This window comes from Rhodopseudomonas sp. BR0C11 (assembly GCF_010820945.1).
GTDB classification, from domain to species: domain Bacteria; phylum Pseudomonadota; class Alphaproteobacteria; order Rhizobiales; family Xanthobacteraceae; genus Rhodopseudomonas; species Rhodopseudomonas palustris_H.
The window spans coordinates 1-5,869 of record NZ_QTKI01000315.1; the positions used below are offsets into that span (position 1 = coordinate 1).

The following is a 5,869-nucleotide window of genomic DNA, read 5'->3' on the forward strand; positions in this document are numbered from 1 at the left end:
CCCAGCCGCAGCCCGGTCAGCCGCCGGTGCCGAATGACGCCGGTCCCGCTGTCGTGCCGCCGCCACCTCCGCCGCCGGCCGTGACAGCGCCGATCCCTGCCGCGCCACCGCCGCCGCAGGCGCTGACTCCCATCGCTCCCGGCGCGCAGGCGCCTGGGCCGCGCAACCTCTCCGACTTCCGTAGCCAGCGCCGCGAAGTCAACGAGAACGGACGGATCGTGATCACCGAGCCGGGTCGCATCATCGTGCGCGATCCGAGCGGTCAGGAGTTCATCCGCCACAATGAGGTGGATCGCTTCCGCTATGGTGCGCGCGACATCCGGGTCGACGATCGCGGCGACGAACGCCGCACCATCGTGATCCGGCCCGATGGCAGCGAGATCATCAACGTCACCGGGCGCGACGGTCAGCTGCTGCGGCGTATTCGCCGCGACCGCGACGGCCGCGAGATCATCATCATCGACAACAGCTACGGTCCACGCGACCGGGCGAACTTCTATGTCGACCTGCCGCCGCCGGTGATCCGGATTCCGCGCGACCGCTATATCGTCGACTACGAGGACGCATCGCCGGAGCTGATCTACGAAACCCTGGAAGCGCCCCCGGTCGAACGGATCGAGCGTCGCTACACCATGGACGAGATCCGCTATAGCCCGGCGGTGCGGCAGCGGATGCCGTCGATCGACCTCAACACCATCAACTTCGACACCGGCTCGTGGGACATCCCCCCGGATCAGGCTGCGAAGCTGCAGGTGATTGCGGACGGTCTCAACCGGGCGATCCAGCGTAACCCGCGGGAGGTGTTCCTGATCGAAGGCCACACCGATGCGGTCGGCAACGACACCGACAATCTGTCGCTGTCAGATCGTCGCGCCGAGGCGGCTGCCGCACTGCTGACTCAGCAGTTCGGGGTGCCGGCCGAGAACCTGACCTCGCAGGGTTATGGCGAGCAGTATCTGAAGATCCAGACCCAGGCTCCGGAGCGTCAGAACCGCCGCGTCACGATCCGGCGCATCACGCCGCTGCTCAATGGCGGTCAGGCCTCGCTGCCGCCGCCGCCTCCGGGCGTGGCACCGCGGCGCTGAGCCGACGCGGAACCTCACGACAACAAAAAAAGCCGCGGACCCGTCCGCGGCTTTTCCTTTTGCCCGTGCTGTTGTGCTCAGCGCATCACCACCACCTGAGTGCCGACCGGGACGCGCTCGTACAGATCGGTGATGTCGTCATTCAGCATCCGGATGCAGCCATAGGACACGAAACCGCCGATCGACTGCGGCCGGTTGGTGCCGTGGATGGCGTATTCGCCGCCCGCCAGCGTCATCGCCGCGACGCCCATCGGGTTGGCGGGCGATCCGCCCGGGATCACGTCCGGGATGGTCGGGACATCGCGCTTGACGTCGGCCGGCGGAGCCCAGGCCGGATTGCGATACTTGCCGTCGATCTTGGTGGTGCCGGCCCACTGCTTGCCGGCCTTGCCGACGCCGACCGGATAACGCACCGCGTGGCCCGGCTCGACCACCAGGTACAGCCGCCGCTCGCCGGTCCTGACCACGATCGTTCCCGGCGAATAGTCGCCGCGGAAGACGACCAGATCGGGCCGCGCCTCGGCCCGCGGCGCGGTCAACACGCCGGCGCCCGCCACGACCGCGACCGCCATGGCCAATTTCGCCGAACGAAATCCAAAAGACATTCAGTCTCTCCAGTTTCCTCGCGCCGGACAGCTTCGCTCCGGCGCCCCTCAGCGCCCGCGATGGTCGCAGCGTGAACTAACCAACAGGTGTGTGCTGGAGGACCGAAATGAACGCAGGCGTACCATTGAAGAAAAATCCGGGGAACAAAGTAAATGTCCGGCAAACAACACCCGCCGGCAAAATGGCCGCGGGGCCGCGTTCATCGCTCGGATGTGATCGAATCAGCACAGCTTGACCGGGGCGAAAGCCACCCCGCCGCCGCTGTGTATCAACGTCCACGCGATCCCGGCGCGCGTACCCGCTAGACGCGAAAGGCCCCGCCTGCGAATCACAGGCGGGGCCTTTGGAGAATGGATGCGTCGCTGGGCTCGGTTAGCCGGCCTAGTGGTGCTTGTTCTGGCGATGCTCGACCAGATCGTCGACCACCGCGGGATCGGCCAGCGTCGAGGTGTCGCCGAGCGAGGACGGCTCGTCCTCGGCGATCTTGCGCAGGATACGGCGCATGATCTTGCCGGAGCGGGTCTTGGGCAGGCCGGGCGCGAACTGGATCAGATCGGGCGAGGCAATCGGACCGATGTCCTTGCGGACCCAGGCGACCAGCTCCTTGCGCAGCTCCTCGGTCGGCTCTTCGCCGGCCATCAGGGTGACGTAGGCGTAGATGCCCTGGCCCTTGATGTCGTGCGGATAGCCGACCACGGCCGCTTCCGACACCTTGGGGTGCGCCACCAGCGAGGATTCGACCTCGGCGGTGCCCATGCGGTGGCCCGAGACGTTGATGACGTCGTCGACCCGGCCGGTGATCCAGTAGAAGCCGTCGGCGTCGCGCCGGCAGCCGTCGCCGGTGAAGTACTTGCCCTTATAGGCCGAGAAGTAGGTCTGCTCGAACCGGGCATGGTCGCCGTACACGGTGCGCATCTGGCCCGGCCACGAACGGGCGAGGCAGAGGTTGCCGGTGCATTCGCCTTCCAGCACGTTGCCCTCCGGATCCAGGATCTCGGGCACCACGCCGAAGAACGGCCGTGTCGCCGAGCCGGGCTTCAGCTTGGTGGCGCCGGGCAGAGGGGTGATCAGGATGCCGCCGGTCTCGGTCTGCCACCAGGTGTCGACGATCGGGCAACGGTCCTCGCCGACGACGCGGTGGTACCACTCCCAGGCTTCCGGATTGATCGGCTCGCCGACTGAGCCGAGCAGGCGGAGCGACTTGCGCGAGGTCTTCTTCACCGGCTCGTCGCCGGCCTGCATCAGCGCGCGGATCGCGGTCGGCGCGGTGTAGAAGATGTTGACCTTGTGCTTGTCGATGACTTCCCAGAACCGCGAATTGCTCGGGTAGTTGGGCACGCCTTCGAACATCAGCGTGGTGGCGCCGTTGGCGAGCGGCCCATACAGAATGTAGCTGTGGCCGGTGACCCAGCCGACGTCGGCCGTGCACCAGTAGATGTCACCGTCGTGGTAGTCGAAGACGTACTGGTGCGTCATCGACGCGAACACCAGATAGCCGCCGGTGGTGTGCAGCACGCCCTTCGGCTGGCCGGTCGAGCCCGAGGTGTAGAGGATGAACAGCGGGTCTTCGGCGTGCATGTGCTCGACCGGGCACTCGGTCGTCACCATCTCGGCCGCTTCGTGGTACCAGAAGTCGCGGACGTCATCCATTTCGACCGCGGCGCCGGTGCGTTTGACCACCATCACCCAATCGACGCCGTCGCACTTCTTCAGTGCCGCGTCGACATTGGCCTTCAGCGGCACCTTGCGGCCGCCGCGCAGGCCTTCGTCGGCGGTGATCACGATCTTCGACTTGCAGTCGTTGATGCGGCCAGCGAGGCTGTCGGGCGAGAAGCCGGCGAACACCACCGAGTGGATCGCGCCGATCCGGGCGCAGGCCAGCATCGCGAACGCGGCTTCCGGGATCATCGGAAGATAGATGGTGACGCGGTCGCCCTTGCCGACATTGCGGTTGCGCAGGATGTTGGCGAACTTGCAGACTTCGTCGTGCAGCTCGCGATAGGTGATGCTGCGCGACTGCGAAGGATCGTCGCCTTCCCAGATGATCGCGACCTGGTCGCCGCGCTTGTCGAGGTGGCGGTCGATGCAGTTGTAGGCGGCGTTGAGAACGCCATCCTCAAACCACTTGATCGAAACATTTCCGGGCGCGAACGACCAGTTGTCGATCTTGGTCGGCGCCTTGATCCAGTCGACCCGCTTGGCGTGCTCCGCCCAGAATCCGGTCGGATCCGTCACCGAGCGCTCGTACATCTGGCGATATTTGGCGTCGTCGACGAAGGCGCGGCTCGCCCACTCTGCGGGCACGTCGTAGATCTTCTCGGACATTTGTTCCTCCACTAAAACGCGGCCGATGCCGCACCCGCCGTCGGTGCTCGACCGCAACCCCGCTGCAACCGGCGACTCACCCGCCAACGAGTCTGGCTCCGCCGATCGTTGATCCTGCGATCCGGGCGAAGTCATGGAAACGCTACGGGGGAGCATCGCCGGTGAAGAGACGTGCGATCGTCTCAGCCTCCGGCTGTTGTTGTTGAGACAATTATGCGTCGGCCCGCCGGGCCGCGACAAGCGGTGCAGTCATCCGACTTTCGGCGCTGATCGCGCGCATGTGCAGGGCCGTGATCGCGATGCGTGCGCCGCGGCGGCGCGCCTGCCGGAACGACTATGGGGCTGGCGCATTAGCTGGGGCTCTGGCGCGGGAATGTTAACGGCATGATCGATCGGCAGAATTTCGAACTTCCCGAAACCGGGACGGACGCGTCGGTCGGTTCGGCCGGCGAGCCGGTGAGCGTTGCCGAGCTTGCCGAAGACCTCGGTCTGCATCTTGGCGAAGTCGATCATCTGACGATCCGCCGCATCAAGCGCGGCAAGCGCTGGCAATATCTGCGCGCCGATGGTTCGCAGGTGAATCAGCAAAGCACCATTCGTCGGCTGAATGCGCTGGCGGTGCCGCCGGCCTACCAGGATGTCCGCTACGCCGCAGATCCGGCTTCGCATCTGCAGGCGGTCGGCCGCGACGCTGCCGGTCGTCTGCAATACCGTTACCACTCGGATTGGGAGAAGGTCAGAGAAGCCCGCAAGGCGCATCGGTTGGCGCAGCTTGTCGGAGCGCTGCCGAAGATCCGTCGCGCCGTTGGCAAGCACCTGTCGGGTGATGAGCCGACCCGGGAGTTCGCGCTTGCGGCGGTCATCGAACTGATCGCCCGCACAGCGATCCGTCCCGGCAGCGAGTCCTATGCGCGGCTCAACGGCACCCGCGGCGCTGCGACGCTGCTGAAGTCCAACGTGGCGATCGAGGACGACTGCGTGACGCTGTCGTTCAAAGCCAAGGGCGGTAAAGCGGTGCGCAAGGAATGCGGCGCGGCCCGGCTGGTGCGGGCCATCGCCATCTTGCGCAAGCTGCCGGGCAAACGGCTGTTCCAGTATGTCGGCGCCGACGGCGCGGTGCATCCGGTCTCGACCTCTCAGGTCAACGTCTTCCTGCGCGACCTCGCCGGCATCCGGATTTCGCTGAAGGACTTTCGCACCCTGATGGCCTCGGCGGTGGTGCTGGAATCGCTGGCGCGGATCGAGCCCGCGACCAGCGTCCGCGGCCGCCGCAAGCAGGTGTTGGAGGCGGTGCGGATGGCGGCCGACGAGCTCGCCAACACCCCCTCGATCTGCCGCAAAAGCTATGTGCATGCCACCATCGTCACCGCGTTCGAGGACGGCATTCTCGAACGGTTCGCTTCGACCCTGAAGGGCACCCGCTCCCAGGCTAAGCGCGAAAAGCTGCTGGCGCAGGTGGTGACGGCGGCCGCGGCCTGAGGCCGCGCGTCAGCTCGGTGTCCAGCCGCAGGCAGCGAGCCGCGGGTGCATATGCGCCGGCGGCGGCGCGGTGACCACCACCGGCGGTTTGTTACGCGACAGCGGGATGACGATCTCGCGGGCATGCAGATGCAGCCGCGGTTCGCCGAACCGCGGCCCGTTGCCGTAGATGTTATCGCCGAAGATCGGCCAACCCATCGCGGCGCAATGCACCCGGAGCTGATGGGTCCGGCCGGTAATCGGTTCGAGCGCCAGCCAGGTGAGGTGCGTCGGGGGAGTCGCATCGGATTTAGCGCCCGGCTTTCGAGACAGATCGTCACTCTCTCCCCCAGCACTGAGAGCTCCCTCTCCCGCTCGCGGGAGAGGGCCGGGGT

At 66.3% G+C, this 5,869-nt stretch carries 5 protein-coding genes; 2 read left to right on the plus strand and 3 right to left on the minus strand.

The features are described from left to right. A partial coding sequence (locus DYI24_RS19730; RefSeq protein WP_246701314.1) for an OmpA family protein occupies positions 1 to 1,085 on the plus strand: 1,085 nt, incomplete at its 5' end. Positions 1,086 to 1,162: 77 nt separating this feature from the next. On the opposite strand, the gene DYI24_RS19735 is transcribed toward DYI24_RS19730, so the two are convergent. Together DYI24_RS19735 and acs are read right to left on the minus strand one after the other, a co-directional pair. Further along, positions 1,163 to 1,690 (minus strand): L,D-transpeptidase, encoded by a 528-nt coding sequence (locus DYI24_RS19735; protein ID WP_164573510.1) that lies wholly within the window; start codon positions 1,688 to 1,690, stop codon positions 1,163 to 1,165. A 382-nt stretch (positions 1,691 to 2,072) separates the two neighbouring features. After that, complete coding sequence (gene acs, locus DYI24_RS19740) at positions 2,073 to 4,016, minus strand: acetate--CoA ligase (protein ID WP_164573511.1); 1,944 nt, start codon at positions 4,014 to 4,016, stop codon at positions 2,073 to 2,075. Between the two features lie 384 nt (positions 4,017 to 4,400). Here acs and DYI24_RS19745 point away from each other — a divergent pair, with 384 nt between their 5' ends. Further along, a complete protein-coding gene (locus tag DYI24_RS19745) occupies positions 4,401 to 5,495 on the plus strand; it encodes a DNA topoisomerase IB (protein WP_164573512.1) in 1,095 nt (364 codons plus the stop codon). A gap of 9 nt (positions 5,496 to 5,504) precedes the next feature. Here the strand turns inward: DYI24_RS19745 and DYI24_RS19750 are convergent. After that, positions 5,505 to 5,869, minus strand: a 365-nt coding sequence (locus DYI24_RS19750; protein WP_246701315.1) for a pseudouridine synthase family protein, incomplete at its 5' end; no start/stop codon positions are given.

Coding starts and splice junctions, on each gene's coding strand:
- DYI24_RS19745 (WP_164573512.1), top strand. CDS start 4,401: ATGATCGATCGGCAGAATTTCGAACTTCCCGAAACCGGGACGGACGCG.
- acs (WP_164573511.1), bottom strand. CDS start 4,016: ATGTCCGAGAAGATCTACGACGTGCCCGCAGAGTGGGCGAGCCGCGCC.
- DYI24_RS19735 (WP_164573510.1), bottom strand. CDS start 1,690: ATGTCTTTTGGATTTCGTTCGGCGAAATTGGCCATGGCGGTCGCGGTC.